General features: G+C 40.3%; 17 protein-coding genes. 6 read left to right on the top strand and 11 right to left on the bottom strand.

From position 1 onward, the window contains the following. Nucleotides 1–20: 20 nt before the first annotated feature. From VF06_RS14395 to VF06_RS14385, 3 genes are all read right to left on the bottom strand, one after another. Nucleotides 21–743, bottom strand: a complete 723-nt coding sequence (locus VF06_RS14395) for a DUF4276 family protein (RefSeq protein WP_099070368.1) — start codon at nucleotides 741–743, stop codon at nucleotides 21–23. Next, nucleotides 743–1,960 carry an AAA family ATPase gene (locus tag VF06_RS14390; RefSeq protein WP_099070367.1) on the bottom strand — a complete coding sequence of 406 codons (1,218 nt, stop codon included), beginning with the start codon at nucleotides 1,958–1,960 and terminating at the stop codon, nucleotides 743–745. The genes VF06_RS14395 and VF06_RS14390 overlap by 1 nt, the downstream gene beginning before the upstream one ends. A gap of 545 nt (nucleotides 1,961–2,505) precedes the next feature. Beyond that, nucleotides 2,506–4,086: an alkaline phosphatase D family protein gene (locus VF06_RS14385; protein ID WP_099070366.1), complete on the bottom strand. Its 1,581-nt coding sequence runs from the start codon at nucleotides 4,084–4,086 to the stop codon at nucleotides 2,506–2,508. A 519-nt stretch (nucleotides 4,087–4,605) separates the two neighbouring features. Here VF06_RS14385 and VF06_RS14380 point away from each other — a divergent pair. Together VF06_RS14380 and VF06_RS14375 are read left to right on the top strand one after the other, a co-directional pair. Next, nucleotides 4,606–5,142, top strand: coding sequence for a PEP-CTERM sorting domain-containing protein (locus tag VF06_RS14380; protein WP_099072532.1), 537 nt, complete (start codon nucleotides 4,606–4,608; stop codon nucleotides 5,140–5,142). A gap of 416 nt (nucleotides 5,143–5,558) precedes the next feature. Further along, complete coding sequence (locus VF06_RS14375) at nucleotides 5,559–7,073, top strand: sensor histidine kinase (protein ID WP_099072533.1); 1,515 nt, start codon at nucleotides 5,559–5,561, stop codon at nucleotides 7,071–7,073. Nucleotides 7,074–7,111: 38 nt separating this feature from the next. On the opposite strand, the gene VF06_RS14370 is transcribed toward VF06_RS14375, so the two are convergent. The 4 genes from VF06_RS14370 to VF06_RS42645 form a co-directional block, all read right to left on the bottom strand. After that, nucleotides 7,112–8,224, bottom strand: coding sequence for an AI-2E family transporter (locus VF06_RS14370; protein WP_099072534.1), 1,113 nt, complete (start codon nucleotides 8,222–8,224; stop codon nucleotides 7,112–7,114). A 177-nt stretch (nucleotides 8,225–8,401) separates the two neighbouring features. Then, nucleotides 8,402–8,836 carry an NUDIX hydrolase gene (locus tag VF06_RS14365; protein ID WP_099072535.1) on the bottom strand — a complete coding sequence of 145 codons (435 nt, stop codon included), beginning with the start codon at nucleotides 8,834–8,836 and terminating at the stop codon, nucleotides 8,402–8,404. Between the two features lie 22 nt (nucleotides 8,837–8,858). Further along, complete coding sequence (locus VF06_RS14360) at nucleotides 8,859–9,347, bottom strand: hypothetical protein (RefSeq protein WP_180267647.1); 489 nt, start codon at nucleotides 9,345–9,347, stop codon at nucleotides 8,859–8,861. 117 nt (nucleotides 9,348–9,464) lie between these two features. Further along, complete coding sequence (locus VF06_RS42645) at nucleotides 9,465–9,590, bottom strand: hypothetical protein (RefSeq protein WP_257207710.1); 126 nt, start codon at nucleotides 9,588–9,590, stop codon at nucleotides 9,465–9,467. 146 nt (nucleotides 9,591–9,736) lie between these two features. Here VF06_RS42645 and VF06_RS39170 point away from each other — a divergent pair, with 146 nt between their 5' ends. The 4 genes from VF06_RS39170 to VF06_RS14335 all read left to right on the top strand — a co-directional run bounded on the left by VF06_RS39170 (nucleotide 9,737) and on the right by VF06_RS14335 (nucleotide 13,084). Further along, nucleotides 9,737–10,135 (top strand): TrbJ/VirB5 family protein, encoded by a 399-nt coding sequence (locus tag VF06_RS39170; protein ID WP_143863136.1) that lies wholly within the window; start codon nucleotides 9,737–9,739, stop codon nucleotides 10,133–10,135. 116 nt (nucleotides 10,136–10,251) lie between these two features. Next, nucleotides 10,252–11,130, top strand: a complete 879-nt coding sequence (gene folD / locus VF06_RS14345; RefSeq protein ID WP_099072536.1) for a bifunctional methylenetetrahydrofolate dehydrogenase/methenyltetrahydrofolate cyclohydrolase FolD — start codon at nucleotides 10,252–10,254, stop codon at nucleotides 11,128–11,130. 381 nt (nucleotides 11,131–11,511) lie between these two features. Further along, nucleotides 11,512–12,444: a geranylgeranyl diphosphate synthase CrtE gene (gene crtE, locus VF06_RS14340; protein ID WP_099072537.1), complete on the top strand. Its 933-nt coding sequence runs from the start codon at nucleotides 11,512–11,514 to the stop codon at nucleotides 12,442–12,444. 184 nt (nucleotides 12,445–12,628) lie between these two features. Further along, the gene (locus VF06_RS14335) at nucleotides 12,629–13,084 is read left to right on the top strand and encodes a divergent PAP2 family protein (protein ID WP_099072538.1); all 456 of its coding nucleotides are present in this window, start codon (nucleotides 12,629–12,631) and stop codon (nucleotides 13,082–13,084) included. Nucleotides 13,085–13,321: 237 nt separating this feature from the next. Here VF06_RS14335 and VF06_RS14330 read toward each other — a convergent pair whose 3' ends face one another. The 4 genes from VF06_RS14330 to VF06_RS14315 form a co-directional block, all read right to left on the bottom strand. After that, on the bottom strand, nucleotides 13,322–13,933 hold the full coding sequence (locus VF06_RS14330) for a hypothetical protein (RefSeq protein ID WP_371411844.1): 612 nt from the start codon (nucleotides 13,931–13,933) through the stop codon (nucleotides 13,322–13,324). Between the two features lie 305 nt (nucleotides 13,934–14,238). Then, the gene (locus VF06_RS14325; RefSeq protein ID WP_099072543.1) at nucleotides 14,239–14,568 is read right to left on the bottom strand and encodes an MgPME-cyclase complex family protein; all 330 of its coding nucleotides are present in this window, start codon (nucleotides 14,566–14,568) and stop codon (nucleotides 14,239–14,241) included. A 65-nt stretch (nucleotides 14,569–14,633) separates the two neighbouring features. Beyond that, on the bottom strand, nucleotides 14,634–15,350 hold the full coding sequence (locus VF06_RS14320; RefSeq protein WP_099072540.1) for a SnoaL-like polyketide cyclase: 717 nt from the start codon (nucleotides 15,348–15,350) through the stop codon (nucleotides 14,634–14,636). A gap of 164 nt (nucleotides 15,351–15,514) precedes the next feature. Then, on the bottom strand, nucleotides 15,515–16,240 hold the full coding sequence (locus VF06_RS14315) for a pyridoxine 5'-phosphate synthase (protein WP_099072541.1): 726 nt from the start codon (nucleotides 16,238–16,240) through the stop codon (nucleotides 15,515–15,517). Between the last annotated feature and the right edge of the window lie 202 nt (nucleotides 16,241–16,442).

Here is a 16,442-nt window from a genome sequence, read left to right as displayed (position 1 = left end):
GGCCATCGCTCAAGGTTTTTTTACTCTTGGCTCGGTTCGTTGGTTGATATACCCATTTTTGCTGTTAGTGTGGTGAAGAGGCGATCGCAATACGGCGAAGCTTGACATACTTTGTCCGCGTCCAGCAATTCTAGAAGCTTCGGAGCGTGTCTTGTTTTATGATATTTGCCCTTTTCTGTGTGGCGAGTAGCTGCGACAAGCCACACTTTAAGAGTATCTTTAGAAACTTTCTCTACATTTTGTAATTGCTTGATTCCACGCTGAATTTTATCTTCTTTAAATTTTTCACCATAAAACTTTTTTAAAGCATCAATATCAGCAATAAACCATGCTTCCATTGTTTGCACCATCAGGTGACACCAATCATCTTCAAAATTGACTGAATCTAAAATCCAAGGATGATCTTTTGTTCTATTTCTCAGATGTTCCCAAGGTGTAACAGTTGAATCAACTGAAGATTCAGCATCAATTAATAAAACATTGAAAGCTTCTGGTTGAGACTCTAAAGCAATTTTAAAATTCTCATAAGCATCACTCCGTGAGCCACACATAACGAGAAATATATTGATATTTTCATCAGCAATATCATATAGAGATTGAAAAAATTTTCTAAAACCTGGGCGTAATCCAGTTGTCGTTTCTTTTCCACTGATGATACGGCTACGAAAACCTAGCCGTTGTCTAGGTAGCAATTCAATATCATCTTCATCTCCAGCACCCTCAATGTAAATGTATATGTTCATTACCAACGATTTCCACCAATTTGCCCCATCCGCCAGAGATCGCCAAGGCTATACTTTTCTAACCATTTTTCCAATCTCTTAGGTTCCTGACGGTGGAGGTGGCTACCTTTTTGATCTCGTTCACAAACTATTACTGATTCGGGATATTCGCTTAAACCAGAAACTAAAGAATCAGAATGAGTAGTTACAACCAACTGAGTACGTTTAGACGCTTGAATGAGCAACTCAGCTATAGTGGGGAGAATATCTGGATGTAAGCCTACTTCTGGTTCTTCGATGCATACTAAAGGCGGCGGGCTAGGATGGGACAGTATAGTTAGTAAGCACAAATAGCGAAGTGTACCATCTGACAGACGAGTTGCAGGAACCGCTAAACCTAGTTTTTGTTCCCGCAGAAATACCTGCACTGTTGCACTTTCAACTCTAATTGTAATGTCATCTATTGCATCATAAAACTTCTGTAGTTGCTTAAGTAGCTTTGGTTTTTCTCCTTGATAGTCTAAGTTATTTAAAACATGACCCAAATTTCTAGCATCTTCATCAAGAAAGTCATTGGGTAAATCAGCTGGTTGAGCCATTCTTGGAGGAGTATATCTTCCTAAATTCCATTCACGATAAATACGAATTTTAGAGAATTGATTACCTAAATATGTCAATTCTGGATAAGAATCTAAATCTTTTTTTTGAGATAAAACAGATTGATTAGGACTAAGTTCTTCTTGACGAAGACGGCGGGAACTTCTACCTGTAGAAGTGCCCGCCTGACCTTCTGGCGTAGTTCTAACATTTAAAACAGGACGCCCATTTTGATATCGGTAGAAAAAATATACATCTTCTGCTCCGTCATAGTTTGCATTTTGATTTTCGATAGCTTCATCTACAATTTCAAGTCTTTGATTAACCATTGTGAAGCCTAGTTTATAGCGTAGAGGCATTATTCCTTGAGGGTAATCTATAACTGCTTCAATTTCAGCGGTTGGGACACCTGTTGCACCTTTCCAAAGCCACTCTCTAACACCCCCTCCTTCCCGAATAGGAGCAGTTAAATTACCTGGCGTTGCTTGTAATAGTCCAATAGCTTCTATTAAATTCGACTTTCCAGATGCATTAGAACCAATTAACACATTGAGTGGTTGCAGTTCAATTTCTTCTCCTTCATTTCCATAGGAAAGAAAGTTTTCTAATCGAATAGAATGGATAAATCTTTTACCTTCCATGAGGTTTTCCTGTTTAGTTAATTATCTATATTTTATGAATGTCATAGTTGCTAGTAACTATGGAGAAAATTACCACAGTATTTAATGATAACGTGATGTTAGAGGCAAAAGGCGATCGCTCAAGGTTTTTTTACTCTTTATGGGCAATAGGCAATAGTAGCTACTTAGTTTGGTAGCGGCGTGGCAAGCATTAAATATTGCAATAGATTTTATTGTGGGATGGGTGTCCTCACCCGTCCGGGCGGGCAAGATGCCCACCCCACAAGAGTTTATTGATGCGCTATTTTAGTCTAGACACGCCACTACTGCACTGTCTAGACTAAAATGTTACATTATTTGCTGGTTGCCCGAATTCAATGAACGATTGAGCAAATTCAATGAACGATTGAGCAAATTCAATGAATGATTGAGCAAATTCAATGAACGATTGAGCAAATTCAATAAACGATTGAGCAAATTCAATGTTCGCAGTGCTTACATACCCGATTTCTTTGACAAATCGGGGATTTTGTTTCTCACGAATGATTTAAGATTGCCATAGCAACTTATCTTTCTGGTGGCAAATCTAATTCGTAAACAATTTTCCCTACTAAATTACGCAACGTTACTGTCATCACTTTTGTATTTGCATTGATTTTAACTCCTCCAAAGAATTGTAAACCTTCACTTGGAGGACGATTTGCTTTTGTACCTGGAGGAAGGCTTTGGAATTTCAATTCTGGGCCAAAAGTATTTTCCAATTGGTTAGGGCCAAATGTACCAGAATTCAAAGGGCCGGCAACAAATTCCCAAAAAGGTTTAAAGTCTGTAAACTGGGCTTTTGCAGGGTTGTAATAATGAGCTGCTGCATAATGTACATCAGCAGTTAACCAAACAACATTCTGGATATTTTTGTTTTTGATAAATCGCAATAAATCAGCAAGTTCTAATTCTCTTCCTAAAACCGGGCCGTCTCCATTAGCCCAAGCTTCAAAATCTGTGCTACCGTCTCTAACTATTAATCCCAAAGGCATATCACTAGCAATTACTTTCCATGTAGATTTTGATGAGAGTAATTGTCTTTTTAACCACTGTATTTGCGTTCTGCTTAAAAATTGCGTTTCTGCACTTGGTATCGATTGATTATTAGGAGTATTTGCCCCTCGGTAAGTGCGTTCGTCGAGCATGAAAATATCTAATAATGGCCCATAATTGAAGGAGCGATAAATTCTCGTTTTATCTGGATTGTTTGTTTCGTATCCAATAGGTGTATACTCTAAAAATGCTTGTCTTCCTCTTTGGGCTAGCAAGTTAACATCTTTAACTGTATAGCGACTATCGCTTAAAAGAACTTCTCCCGGATACCAGTTATTTGTAACTTCATGGTCGTCCCACTGTGCCAAAATCGGAACTTCGGCATTGAAACGTTTAATATTATCATCAAGCAAATTGTAGATATAATTGCCACGAAATTCTTTTAGTGTTTCTGCAACTTTAGATTTTTCTGGTGTAGTAATATTTTTCCAAATTGTGCCGTCATCTAAGGTAACTTCTGCTTGAATTGGGCCATCGGCATAAATATTATCGCCAGAATGAATGAAAAAGTCAGGCTTCAGTTGGCGCATGGTTTCATAAATTTTCATTCCACCGAAATCAGGATTTATTCCCCATCCTTGACCGGCGGTGTCACCACCCCAAACAAAGAATATATCTCGCGCATATTTGGAGGGACTGCGGAAACTGCCTTTCACAGCTGCGCTATAGGTATTTTTATAATCTAAATCTTGAAAAATTACCCGATAAAATATTTGTTGGTCTGGTGGTAAATTCTTCAAAAAAAGTCGTGCTGTAAAATCACTATCTTTTAAAGCATTTGGCCCTACAATTCGCTGGACATTTTTAAAAGATTCGCTGGTAGAATATTCTACAATCATTTTGGCAGGGCGATCGCTCTTACTCCAAATCACGATACCATCGTTAGATATATCTCCGCTAGCTACGCCATAAGGTATGTTAGGACGCATTTTGTCAGAGGTAATAATTGCAGGTGCTTCTCCAAAAACCGGTGATTTCGATACAACATTGGTGGCGATGATCCCACCTGCTGTTACAGTAGAACGTAGCAAAAACTGGCGACGGTTTAGCATATTAAATAATATCAAGCCTAAAAACCATTACACGATAAGTCTCTACCATATTCCTCTGGAGCTATAAGTAAAGATTGAGTTATCTAATGGTTAATAAATATTGAATTTTTGTAATTTTATTTAATTTATAAAAAAGTGTTTTTAATCCTATTCCTTCTAGGGATGGGATTAAAGACAACCCGACACCGTTAACGGTTAACAGTCATCAGTAAACATTCTCTAAATAAATTCGGATTATTATAAGTAGATGGACATAAATAAATATAATATGTTCTGTCATTGCGTTCGCGTAGCGTCTCGTAGAGAGCGAAGCGAAGCAATCGCAAAGTCTCTGGGATTGCTTCGCTTCGCTCTCTACGAGACGCTACGCGAACGCAATGACATCTTAGATTTAATCATGACTATCTACTTATATTATTTTTACCTGGAATTAAAGTTTGCTTAAACTCATAACTCCAAAATAATATTTCTAAACTTGATGTCTGGATTGCTTGCAAAATTTTATCGTGAGGAAAAAAAATGAAATTTATTCCACAAATAGTGCTTGCTGGTAGTCTTGCTCTGGGTTTAGCTAGTGTAGATATCAAATCTGTATCTGCGGCAATTATTAATTACGCTTTTACAGTAGATAGTCCGACAAAGAAGGGACAAGGCTTTTTTAGTTTTGATGATTCAAGTTTTAGTAATGATAGCATTCCAGAGGCGATCGCTACTTCAGTCTCTTTTAAATTTGATGGCGAATCGACAATTTACACCGAAGAAAATGATATAAATTATCCAGATTTTCCCATTGTCTATTCAATAAACCAAACATCGTTTGTCGGATTAGAATATACATTTAACGATATCAATCCCGAAAGCTTCCTCACTTACGAAATCGTTGGTAATAACTTTACAGTACTTTCTAGCACTTCGCCAAATACTGAACTTTTTTCTGGTCAAGTTTCTTATCAAAAAGTACCGGAACCTACAACTTTAGGTGGTGTTCTCTTGGTTTGTGGTGTTGTTGGGATATTAAAGCTAAAAGGAACCTCCATCAAAAAGGTTAAAGCTTAACTTGATTTTGGCAAAGTTAGAAAATATCAGGTTAAACAAACATAGAAATCCTATTTCAGTTGTGAACAATATTGGTGTTAAGTGTTGACTGTTGACTGTTGATTGTTGAGGGTTCACAGTTAACAGTCAATGAGGGGAAACCGAATAATTTATTTTTTATTTAATCTTTTTTTAACCTTGGCTTAAGTAATAGATAAATAAAGTATGGCTGTCTGATACTTGATTTTTATTTTTCCTCTTCAGAAACAAGCAAATGTAATATCTATCTATGTAATAAATAATACAATGTGACCAGCGATCGCTATTTGGGTAAACTTAATTTTCCCCATCTAACCTGTGACTTTTAGTTAATAATTTGGGAAAAATAAGTTTGTAACAATTGATGAAGTTAAAAATTAGCGAGACGGTTGTTCAGCATGTTACCAGAAATATTACCTCAGCAGTCTAGTCTTGAGAGTATGATGCCTACAAGTGGCGTCAAAAATGCTAATCAGCCGAACTTGCGCTTAGAGTCCACTTTAAAAGAATTACCGTTTTGGCAGGTTTGCCTTGAAGTAGAGCATCTAGGTAATGATTTAGCTACGCTTTTTAACCAAGAGCCTTTATTACCAGGAATTATTCTGAATAATCATCAAGAATATGTCGGGATGATTTCACGGCGGAAATTCTTTGAGGAGATGAGCCATCCCTATAGTTTGTCACTATTTTCCTTCAGACCAATTAAAATTCTTTACAAATTTTTCCAGAGAGAGATATTAATACTTTCTGAGGATATGTCCATTGTCAAAGCCACTGAAGTAACTTTGCAACGGCCGCATCAAATTGCCTATGAACCGATTTTAATTAAAAGTGCATCTGGAAAATATAGCTTGATTGATTTCCATCAATTACTTTTAGCCTACTCTCAAATTCACGTTTTAACATTAGTTCAATTACAGCAGGTAGAAGAACAATCGAGGGTTGCAAAAGCAGGCTTTCAGGATTTACAACAAAATTATACCAGATTAATTCAAAATGAAAAAATGGCTGCCTTGGGACAATTGGTGGCTGGAATTGCTCATGAAATTAACAACCCAGTGAATTTTATTGCTGGTAATCTTGTCCATGCCATTGAATATAGCGAGAATTTGCTGAGTTTAATTAAATTGTATCAGCAATGTTATCCCGAACCAGCAGGGGAAATAAAAACTGCGATCGCTCAAATTGAACTTGATTTTTTAACTAGAGATCTCCCTCAACTTCTCAATTCCATGAAAGTGGGTACAAAGCGCATTGAGGAAATTATTCTTTCCTTGCGAAACTTTTCTCGCCTCGATGAATCTGAGAAAAAATTAGTTGACATCCATGAAGGTATTGAAAGTACTTTATTAATTTTACAAAGTCGTTTTAAAAATCATCAAATTGAACCAAATATCAATGTGATTAAAGAATATACAAATCTTCCCCTAGTGGAATGTTATCCTGGACTACTCAATCAAGTATTTATGAATATTTTGGCAAATGCTATTGATGCCATAGAAGAGAGAATAGGAAGTAAGGAATGGGAAGTGGGGAGTCAAGATGTAGCTTCAGGTTTCTGCAAATTGGGGGATAGAAGAAGCACAGAAGATGTAAATCATAATTCAACTAATACTCACAATTCAACCCTCTCAAAACCTGAAATTCACATTCGTACTCAATTTATCGACCCGAAGGAAGTCATTATTCGTATTGCTGATAATGGTTCTGGGATTCCAGAAAATTTACAAAAGCGATTATTCGATCCATTTTTCACTACAAAACCGGTTGGTAAAGGAACTGGATTAGGGTTATCTATTAGTTATCAAATTATTGTAGAAAAACATCGCGGTCAATTACAATGTATCTCCGCTTCTGGTAAAGGAACTGAGTTTATTATTAAAATTCCAGTTGAACTTAGTTCCTGTGTTTAGTATCAATTCAAGTATAGAAATTAGCAATTGCAACGTCTCTAAAATGAATTAATTACTGTCTCATTTGTGGTGTTTGTAGACTTTGCAGACTCTAATTCAATATCATCTATTCGATTAAATTCACCAGCACGCCAACTATCAGCAGTATCCTTAATAAAACTAGCAACTGGAATTGCAATTAACAAACCTAAAACGCTTCCTAATTTAGCTCCTAGTAATAAAGAAATGACCACCCAAACCGGATTTAAGCCTGTTAAATTGCCGAGAATTCGGGGCGCAATAAAATTAGAATTAACTTGATCTATAGCAACAGCGACACCTAAAACTTCCACTCCTAACCAAAAATTTTGCAACGCTACCAAAAGGCTGACTATACCGATACCTATTCCTGTACCAAAAGGAAATAAAGAAAACAAGCCAATACCAATACCAAAAAGTAGCGCCAAGGGTACTTGCAAAATCCAAAACGCCAGTGTAATGGTCACTCCCAGCACAGCACCCAATGTAGCCTGACCGATAAAATAATTGTGGAAATCCTCTCGGAGTAACTGCCGGACTTTTGAACCAATATTAGGGGAAAACCATTGAAAAATGCCATCCCAAAGACGTTCCCCGTTCAATATCAAGTAGATAGTCAGCACCACCGCCAGCAGTACGTTCACCACAATACCAATAGTGTCAACAGCAAAACTGAGAATTCTCCCCGTGAAAGACTGGAGTTGATTAGATAATCTTTCTAAAATTTCGCTAACCAAAGCACTTAAATTAATCGGTAAATGCTGTTGACTTAATGCCCAATCTTGGAAAGCTTGTAACTGCTGAGTACCAGAATCAATCCAACTAGGCAAAATATTAGCTAATTCATTGAGTTGTTGTATAATTAGCGGCACTAAAGTGATGCCCAAACCCACTATAATCACCACAGTCAACAGTAACACTCCCCCAATGGCCAAGTTTCGTTTCACCCCTTGTTGCTGAAGAAACTGAATTGGATAGTCCAAAACGAAAGCCAAGAGGATAGCGGCAACAATAATGCTTACCAGAGGTTGAAAATACTGCACAACCTGGAGAAACAGCCAGCCGTTGAGAATAATAATCGGGAACGCCAACCCTATATTTAACCATCGTGGCAGTTTGTTTGCTGTTTGCATTAGTGATGATTACTCCACAAGAGTTTTAATTTTATTTTGCTTGTTGTTGACTGGTGACTGTTGACTGTTGATTGTTGAGTGTTGAGTGTTGACTGGTGAGTTATTATTCTCCCCTGGCCATGCCCAATGCCCAATGCCCCATGCCCCATGCCCAATGCCCCATGCCCAATGCCCCATTTACATTTGATTCTTTTCAATAAAATCCAACATAATTCGCTGATGCATTTCCCCTAATGGTCGCACTTCGTCGGCATTTTTTGAATAACATCTACCTTGGTGAATATCTTCTGGAGTCAATAATCCCATATCCCAGCCTTCATTTAAAACCAATTCATTCATCTCCACTAGGAGTGGTGCATGGAAAACATGGCGGACTACTCTTTCATCTATATAACAGCCAAATTCAACAAAAGGCGGCAGGGTATAACCGATTTCTTCTAAAATTTCTCGTTTGACTGCCACATCCGGTGTTTCCCCAGGTTCGATATGACCGCCGAATAGCGCCCAGTGACCGGGATAAGGAATGTTGGGGATGTTATCCCTTAGTTGCATGAGAAATTTATTGTTTTGGTAGAGAATAGCGATCGCCACATGTACTAGTTCATTGCTCATATATTCATTTTTAATTGCTTAATTATTCTTCTTCTAAATAAATTTCCCCCTGTTCTTTCCCCGCTAAAGGAATACTCCGATAGCGCACTTTACCCTTAAATACTACTTGCGAACCCTCTGGCAAACTTTTTTGATTAGTGATAACCCAAATTTTGCCGGTTGTGTCATTTATTTGATAAGCCCATTGCTTAATTAGGGGAGCTTGATTTTCTACCGTACCTTGGATGTAAACTGTAGCCTGATTCTTTTTTTGTGCTTGAATTTCTCGAATTGGGGTAACATTAGCGCCAAATTTTAAGCCAGTTCCACTCAAGCCAGAGGAAGCTAAATTACCACAACTAGAAAGTCCTGCCACCAGGAAAAAAGCTAACCCTACACGGTACAGAAAAATACTGTGCCCAGACAAAAAGGCAAGGGACGAATTTCTAGTTTTTTCCATGAAAGCCACCGATTGAGGAAATTTTTGCTTCACTGCTTGTTTTGTCGCCACTTCCATCGGGTCAGTTCCCATCTATGGTACTTTGTTTTGAATTGGGCATTGGGCAAACAAGGTATGGGGAAAGGGAAAGGGGGAAAGGGGTAAAGGGAAAAGGGGAAAGATTAAATTGATTCCTTTTCCCTTTAACCTTTAACCTTTTCCCCATCTCCCTTGTCTCCCCATCTCCCTTGTCTCCCCATCTCCCTTGTCTCCCTTGTCTCCCTTGTCTCCCTTGTCTCCCCATCTCCCCATCTCCCCATCTCCCCATCTCCCCATCTCCCCATCTCTCTATAAAGCCCTCGATCTGAGAAAATAAACATCATGGATTTACTGTGAGAGAAACGCTACGACATCAAACAGCAACACAATAATACTTAAAAGTCAAGGGTCAAGAGTCAAAACACCACGTGCGAAACTAAAGATTGGGCAAAAAAGGCTCCAGGAAAAACAAGCAGGGTGCAGGAGGCAAAAAGAATCGAGTTTTTATGCTTGTTCGCGAGTATCAAAGACTCATTAATGGAGTTCAAATACTCATTAATGAAGCTCAAATACTCATTAATGAAGCTCAAACACTCATTAATGGAGTTCAAACACTCATTAATGGAGTTCAAACACTCATTAATGAAGCTCAAACACTCATTAATGAAGTTCAAACACTCATTAATGGAGTTCAAACACTCATTAATGGAGTTCAAATACTCATTAATGGAGTTCAAACACTCATTAATGAAGCTCAAACACTCATTAATGAAGCTCAAACACTCATTAATGAAGCTCAAACACTCATTAATGGAGTTCAAATACTCATTCACGAATCTTAACTTATACCGAATTACAGTTATAAATCATTTCCCAATGCCCCATGCCCCATGCCCCATGCCCCATACCCCTATTCAACCAAACTTGCGACACAACACGAAGATAGCTGGAAATTTTCATGAAAACACAAACTGCCAAAATCCTTGATGGTAAAGCTTTAGCTGGAAAAATTCAGCAAGAACTTTCTGTTGCCATTAGCGAATTACAAACAAAAGTTGGAAGGCCTCCTGGCTTAGCAGTGCTGATGGTGGGCGATAACCCGGCTTCAGCTGCTTATGTACGCAATAAAGAAAAAGCCTGCGCCAAAGTTGGTATAGCTTCTTTTGGCAAGCATTTTGCCGCCGAAACTACCCAAGGAGAATTAGAAGAGGTTATTCATACACTCAATCACGATGAACGGGTGGATGGTATTCTCGTGCAGCTACCTTTGCCTAACCATTTGGATGCTGTTGGCTTGTTACATCAAATTGATGCCGATAAAGATGCTGATGGACTGCACCCAGTTAACTTGGGGCGACTAGTAAGGGGAGAAACGGGCTTACGTAGCTGCACCCCGGCTGGCGTGATGCGGCTTTTAGAAGAATATAAAATTCCTTTGCAAGGAAAGCAGGCAGTAGTGATAGGACGTAGTATTTTAGTGGGTAAGCCAATGGCATTAATGTTATTGGAGGCTGATGCTACAGTCACCATTGCTCATTCGCGATCGCACGATCTCAAAGCGATCGCTCAAAATGCTGATATTCTGATTGCAGCAGCAGGTCGTCCCGGACTAATCTCTGCTGATATGGTAAAACCGGGCGCTGTTGTGGTAGATGTGGGAATGAATCGGGTCACTGATGCCAGTGGCAACAATCGGCTAGTCGGCGATGTAGATTTGGAATCAACTGCTGCCGTAGCAGGATTTATCACCCCAGTTCCTGGCGGTGTCGGGCCAATGACTGTCGCCTTATTGTTGCAAAATACATTTGCTAGCTATTCGAGAACGGTAAGAAAGTAAGGAGCAAGGGGTGATGAGTTAAGAGTGAGGAGTGATGAGTTAAGAGTTAAGAGTGAGGAGTGATGAGTGATGAGTTAAGAGTGATGAGTTAAAAGTCAGGAGTGATGAGTGATGAGTTAAAAGTCAGGAGTGATGAGTTAAGAGTGATGAGTTAAGAGTTATATTCCTAACTCCCAACTCCCAACTCCAAACTCCCAACTCCCAACTCCCAACTCCCAACTCCCAATTCCCAACTCCAAACTCCCCACTCCAAACTCCCAACTCCCAACTCCCCACTCCAAACTCCCAACTCCCAACTCCCAACTCCTCATTTTTTGAGTCCCACAGCACCTTAAAATTGTGACGTATAAGACAAAATCACAAAATGTCAGGAATTGAAGAATGGTAGCAACCGATAACTTTCAAAAGACACCACCAGAGGAAGCCAACTTTAACTTAGCAGCCTATCTCAAAGAACGGCAAAAGCTTTGTGATACTGCTTTAGATCGGGCTATTCCCGTTCTTTATCCAGAAACAATTTATGAGTCGATGCGCTACTCGTTATTAGCTGGAGGTAAGCGTGTACGTCCGATTCTCTGCCTTGCTAGCTGCGAAATGATGGGTGGTACCATCGAAATGGCTATGCCAACAGCTTGTGCAGTGGAGATGATCCACACAATGTCTTTGATTCATGACGACCTGCCATCAATGGATAATGATGATTATCGTCGTGGAAAGCTGACGAATCATAAGGTTTATGGCGAAGATGTGGCAATTTTAGCTGGAGATGGTTTGTTGGCTCTGGCTTTTGAATATGTTGCCCTTCATACTCCTGAAAATGTTCCCAGAGAAAGAGTTTTGCAAGTAGTTGTCCGTCTTGGCCGCGCTCTGGGAGCAGCTGGTTTAGTCGGCGGTCAAGTCGTGGATTTACAATGTGAAGGGAAATCAGATATTTCTCTAGAAACGCTCAATTTCATTCACGAACACAAAACAGCTGCGCTTTTGGAAGCTTGTGTAGTTTGTGGCGGTATTGTAGCTGGGGCATCGTCCCAGGATGTGCAACGGATAACCCGTTACGCTCAAAATATTGGACTAGCATTTCAGATCGTAGATGATATTCTGGATATCACTGCAACCCAAGAGCAATTAGGCAAAACAGCTGGCAAAGACGAAAAAGCGAAAAAAGTTACTTATCCCAGCCTTTGGGGAATTGAGCAATCGCGCTTAAAAGCCCAAGAGCTAGTTAAAGCAGCTTGCGCGGAATTAGAAACATTTGGGGAAAGAGCCAAGCCACTCCAAGCGATCGCTCATTTTATCATCAGTCGTAATAACTAGTACAAAAAGACAAAAAGGCAAAAGTAAAGAGTCATCAATGCTCAAAGTATCTACTTTTTGTCTATTTTTAACCTTTGGGTTACTTCCACCGTCATGTACTCAGTTAATTTCGGATTTTGGGTTGAATCTAAATGTTTCCTCAACCAACAACTGCTACTCATATCACTAACCTAACCACAATACCATGCAGGATATAGGCAACATTTTAGACAACCGGGTGCTGCTGGTTGCTCTGGTAGCTTGTTTAATTGCTCAAACATTAAAACTCATAATCGAAATCATCAAAAATCGCAAGCTGAACATACGTGTTTTGGTGACAACCGGAGGAATGCCCAGTGCCCACTCAGCTTTAGTTACAGCTCTAGCTGCTGGTGTAGGGCAAACATTGGGTTGGGCATCTCCTGATTTTGCAGTGGCAATGATTTTTGCCATCATCGTGATGTACGATGCAGCTGGAGTTCGCCAAGCGGCTGGCAAACAAGCTCGTATTCTCAATCAAATGATTGATGAATTATTTCATGAAAAACCAGACTTTAGCCAAGACCGTCTTAAGGAATTGCTTGGACATACACCAGTTCAGGTAATAGCCGGGTCAGCTTTGGGTATAACGATTTATTGGTTAGCTAGGTCTGCTTATTAAAGAAGAATGCAGAATTCAAAATACAGAATTCAGAATACAGAATTCAGCAATTTTTTAGTGGGCAATTAAACCCGTTGCTTTCTTCTTGACCACTAAATTGTATCTCTACTCTTCAGCAAGCTAGCAAAAGCGTCTGCTAGAGAAGATTTTAGTCAGGAACTTTAACCTGCTAACTTTACCGCCACTTATACTTAATTAATTGTGAATTCTGAATTCTGACTCCTGAATTCTTTATTCTTAAAATCCCACAGCTGACCGTAACAAAATCACCTTACGACTATTGACGATACTGGCAACAAAACCGCGATCGTTTAGCTTTTGTAAGGCGTTGTATGCTTCACTTTGGTTAGTAGTATAAACTGCTAACAAGTATGGGCGTTGTCCATAAGAAGCAAAACCGACATTACCTCCCACCACTTGCTGTATGCTACTTGCTAATTCTGGGCGATTGTAATAATCTACCAACACTGCATAACCCTCTCCTAAAGCTTGAGGATTATAGGTGACTGTTTGCTGGAGTGGCTGTGCTTGCACAACATCTGGTGCTGTTGGCCGAGTAGTAATGATAGCAGACAAACCAACAATATTACTGACATACCTTGCCCAGCGATTGGCATCATCAATTTGATTAAAGCCCCCGATACGCGTCACAGTTTCGTTGAGATATTGGCAGGTAACCGTTTTGAGTTGAGGGGGTAGGGCACTACGCAACTGCTTTTGATTTTCTGCTGTAGGACTGACTACTAATAAAAGATATTCCCCTGCATTCGGTGGTTGACAATTAGGAATACCTTGTTGGGCATAGACAGAACTCATGGCACCAATTAACCCAGCAAAAGCAAAGCTCATCGTAGAAATCGCTAATCTTAAAACACTTGGTAAAGTCTGAAGTCTCTGCACAAAAGTTACATAGATAAATTACAGTGTCATAAAAGATTTTATAAACAAAAATGGGGAGTGGGGAGTGGGGCATTGGCCAAACAGGGTATTGGGAATAGGGCATGGGGCATGTGGAAAGGGAAAGGGGTATGGTTCTACAAGCTCACAACCGGGGAAAAGGGGAAAGATTAAATTGATTCCTTTTCCCTTTTCCCTTTAACCTTTTCCCCAGTTCCCCAGCTCCCCCACCTCCCTCGTCTCCCCATTCTTCACATCTAAGATACAGTAGCCAAAGATGCTAGAGCATCAGGTATTGCCTCAGAAGGAGCTTGGAATTCTCCTGTGATGACGTACTCTAAACGCAGTTTTAACCAAGTAATAAATTGCGGATTAGTGGAAATAATTGCTACAGCTGGTTGGGGACACTTTGCTTTTATTTCTGCAAACTGGGGCGCTTCTAAGAAAGCTGGTTGCTTGATTAGCCAAAAATCAATTTGTTTTTCTTGTTCGTGGTAGTGACGGGTACGTTCTTTGAGAACTTCCTCTATTGGTTCTTCTTCGAGAATAAAACGTTGACTAGCCAAAACGTAATGATATGTTTGCATTTTCATCCTTTGCTTGTTATGAAAGTAATTTCAGGGCACAGCACTACACACTGTACCCCTGAAAATTAACTTTTTTGGAACTTCTTGAACCAAGAACTGAAGGGACAAGCACTTCCTTGATTGTCTGCATTTACCTTGCCACCAGATGTGAGCTTGGTCAAGAACAGACTATTGTCAAAGTAGTGTTCTAAGGAAATAATCTTTAAGTCATCGGTAACTTTGGCAATGCTCATGCCGATAATTTCCACCGTTTCTCCAGTAGGTGCATAGTCTTTGTATTGTCCATTAAAATGTCCCCAATGCCGCCATTTGAATGTTACATTCGGCGGCCCTGAGAAAACTTCCAGCACTTCCCAAGGAAATCCTTTGGGAAATGTTGTGTGGAAGAGTTTTGCCGATGATTCAAAGCTTTCTTCTGAAGCTTTGTAGTGTTCTGAATCAGGCATAAATAGATTGTAAGTACCTTGGGCTGATAAATCTGCCGGTGTGTAGTCTACTCCGCCATTAGTACTGAGGCGAAACTTGTCATTCACAATAGACAACCACTGTTGCGGGTTAGCTTTAAAGGATACTTCCATCTCAAAGGTTCGCACCAAGTTTTGCACGATCGCTTCTAGTGTACCTTCTAAGTGATTGCGCGTACTTTCTTGAGCTAAATTTTCTTTGGATCGAGAATAATCTGGTGGTGTTTGATAGCGCCACTCACTATCAATACTTTCTGCTATTACGCGATCGCGATCCTGTACCCAAAGCGGTAGGTTGTTAGACTCTGTTGCGCTCATAGAATTTTTTAGTTGAAGATTGATTTCTAGATTTCGCAGTTACAACCCCTCTTGTGCGGAGATGGGGAGATGGGGAGATGGGGAGCAGGGGAGCAGTTAGAGTAAGTCTTTCCCCTTGTCTCCTTGTCCCCTTGTCCCCTTGTCCTCTTCCCATGCCCCATGCCCTATCCCCCATGCCCCATTATCGCTTCTTTCATCTCCCGGACTGCTCTTTCTATGCCTACTAAGGCTGCCCGACTGATGATGGTATGACCAATGTTCAGTTCTTCCATACCTTTAAGGGCTGCCACTGGGTAGACGTTCCAGTAGGTGAGTCCATGTCCGGCGTTGACTCGCAGTCCGGCTTGAATCGCTTGTTCGCATCCTTTGGCTAAGATGGCTAATTCTCGGTGGCGAGTTGTTTCGTCCTTAGCCTCGGCGTATTGTCCGGTGTGCAATTCAATAAATTTAGCCTGTACCTTGACAGATGCTTCGATTTGTGCTGGCTCGGCGTCGATAAATAAACTGACTGGAATGCCAGCGCCTTGCAATTTATCAACGATCTCACCTATTCTAACAATTTGTCCAACGATATCTAGTCCGCCTTCTGTTGTGACTTCTTCGCGTTTTTCGGGGACTAAAGTTACATAATCTGGTTTGATGTCGAGGGCGATCGCTAGCATTTCATCTGTAGCGGCCATCTCTAAATTTAAGTGAGTTCTCACTGTTTGTCTTAAAATTCGCACATCCCGGTCTTGGATATGCCGTCTATCTTCCCGCAGATGCACTGTAATTCCATCTGCACCCCCTAATTCAGCCAGCACCGCCGCTGCTACCGGGTCTGGTTCCACCGTGCGCCGTGCTTGCCGGATGGTGGCAATGTGGTCGATGTTAACACCAAGTGTAGGCACCCAAAGGGGAAAGGGGGAAGGGGGAAAGGGGAAGGGGGAAAGGGCAAGGGGAAAAGGGGAAAGGGGAAGGGGGAAGGGGGAAAGGGGAAAGGGGAAAGGTTTGGTATTTTCTCTTTTCCCAATAAAGATGCATCCCTTTGACCACAAGAGTTCAAAAAGCAATTGATTGCACTCTTGTCTAATCCCTTGCCCTTTACCCCTT

This window comes from Nostoc linckia z4 (assembly GCF_002608075.1).
GTDB classification, from domain to species: Bacteria; Cyanobacteriota; Cyanobacteriia; order Cyanobacteriales; family Nostocaceae; genus Nostoc; species Nostoc linckia.
The sequence above is the reverse complement of the archived record's forward strand: the minus strand, read 5'-3'. Positions and strand labels throughout refer to the sequence as shown.

Bases quoted from the DNA above. Each gene is read 5' to 3' on its own strand.
- VF06_RS14395 (WP_099070368.1), bottom strand. From the start codon at position 743: ATGAACATATACATTTACATTGAGGGTGCTGGAGATGAAGATGATATT.
- VF06_RS14335 (WP_099072538.1), top strand. From the start codon at position 12,629: ATGCAGGATATAGGCAACATTTTAGACAACCGGGTGCTGCTGGTTGCT.
- folD (WP_099072536.1), top strand. From the start codon at position 10,252: ATGAAAACACAAACTGCCAAAATCCTTGATGGTAAAGCTTTAGCTGGA.
- VF06_RS14375 (WP_099072533.1), top strand. From the start codon at position 5,559: ATGTTACCAGAAATATTACCTCAGCAGTCTAGTCTTGAGAGTATGATG.
- VF06_RS14320 (WP_099072540.1), bottom strand. From the start codon at position 15,350: ATGAGCGCAACAGAGTCTAACAACCTACCGCTTTGGGTACAGGATCGC.
- VF06_RS14390 (WP_099070367.1), bottom strand. From the start codon at position 1,960: ATGGAAGGTAAAAGATTTATCCATTCTATTCGATTAGAAAACTTTCTT.
- VF06_RS42645 (WP_257207710.1), bottom strand. From the start codon at position 9,590: ATGGGGAGATGGGGAGATGGGGAGATGGGGAGATGGGGAGACAAGGGA.
- crtE (WP_099072537.1), top strand. From the start codon at position 11,512: ATGGTAGCAACCGATAACTTTCAAAAGACACCACCAGAGGAAGCCAAC.
- VF06_RS14370 (WP_099072534.1), bottom strand. From the start codon at position 8,224: ATGCAAACAGCAAACAAACTGCCACGATGGTTAAATATAGGGTTGGCG.
- VF06_RS14330 (WP_371411844.1), bottom strand. From the start codon at position 13,933: ATGAGCTTTGCTTTTGCTGGGTTAATTGGTGCCATGAGTTCTGTCTAT.
- VF06_RS14365 (WP_099072535.1), bottom strand. From the start codon at position 8,836: ATGAGCAATGAACTAGTACATGTGGCGATCGCTATTCTCTACCAAAAC.
- VF06_RS14380 (WP_099072532.1), top strand. From the start codon at position 4,606: ATGAAATTTATTCCACAAATAGTGCTTGCTGGTAGTCTTGCTCTGGGT.
- VF06_RS14360 (WP_180267647.1), bottom strand. From the start codon at position 9,347: ATGGGAACTGACCCGATGGAAGTGGCGACAAAACAAGCAGTGAAGCAA.
- VF06_RS14385 (WP_099070366.1), bottom strand. From the start codon at position 4,086: ATGCTAAACCGTCGCCAGTTTTTGCTACGTTCTACTGTAACAGCAGGT.
- VF06_RS14325 (WP_099072543.1), bottom strand. From the start codon at position 14,568: ATGCAAACATATCATTACGTTTTGGCTAGTCAACGTTTTATTCTCGAA.